The 942-nt window shown below is 71.4% G+C and carries 1 pseudogene; it reads left to right on the top strand.

The window, feature by feature from the left end:
* Positions 1 to 942, top strand: a pseudogene (locus tag EGJ34_RS21870) (ribonuclease E/G); the annotation flags it as partial.

Raw genomic sequence — 942 nt, 5'->3', positions numbered from 1 at the left:
CCGGCGGCGTGGTCGGCTGGTTCAAGCGCATCTTCGGCGGTGAGCCGGCTCCGGCCGCTGCACCGGCTGCACCGGCACGTCCGGTTCAGGACGGCAACCGCAACGGTCGCAACAAGGACCGCAACGGCAAGGACCGTCGCCGCGACGAACGCGGTGGCAACGGTCAGGCCCAGGGCCAGGGTCGCAACAAGGACCGTCGCGACGACCGCAATGACCGCAATGGCAAGGGCGAGCGCCGTGAGGACCGCCGCCAGGAGCAGGCCGCCAATGCGAACGCCGGCCAGGCCCAGCAGGGTCAGGGCAAGCCGCGCAATGAGCAGCAGCCCAAGCCGCGCAACGAACAGCAGCCGAAGCTTAAGCAGAAGCAGGGTCAGAACCCGAACGGCCAGAAGCCGCAGCAGAACGACGCCGACAAGCCGGCCCGTCAGCCGCAGGCGGAAGCGCCGAAGCCGGCCAACATCGGCGCCCCCGTGGCCGATGCGGCCGTGGTGACCGCCGCAGTGGCTGCAACTGCCGCAGCCACCACCCCGATGCCCACCGCACCTGCGCCGACCGCCCCCGCTCCCGTGCCGACCCCGGCCGCGGGAGACACTGCGATCACCGTGGTTGAAGGTGCTGTGCAGGGCGATGCTCCGGCTTCCACCGAGGAAGGCACCGGTGAAGGCGCATCGCGTCGTCGCCGTGGCCGTCGCGGTGGCCGCCGCCGTCGCCGTGGCAACGGTGAGCAGGCTGCCGGTGCCGAGGGCCAGCTGGACGACAACGGTCTGGACGACGGTGACGACGACCAGGATGGTGATCAGGACAGCACGCAGGACGCGGCTCCGGCCGCCGCCCGCTCCAACGGCAACGGTCAGTCGCAGCCTGAGTTCGACTTCGACGACGAACCGGGCAGTGCGCCGGCTCCGTCGGCTGCTCCGGCTCCGGCTCAAGCTCCGGCCACTC

The sequence above is a fragment of the Stenotrophomonas sp. 278 genome (assembly GCF_003935715.1).
Taxonomy (GTDB): Bacteria; Pseudomonadota; Gammaproteobacteria; order Xanthomonadales; family Xanthomonadaceae; genus Stenotrophomonas; species Stenotrophomonas maltophilia_AH.
This window is presented reverse-complemented; position numbering and strand designations above follow the sequence as displayed.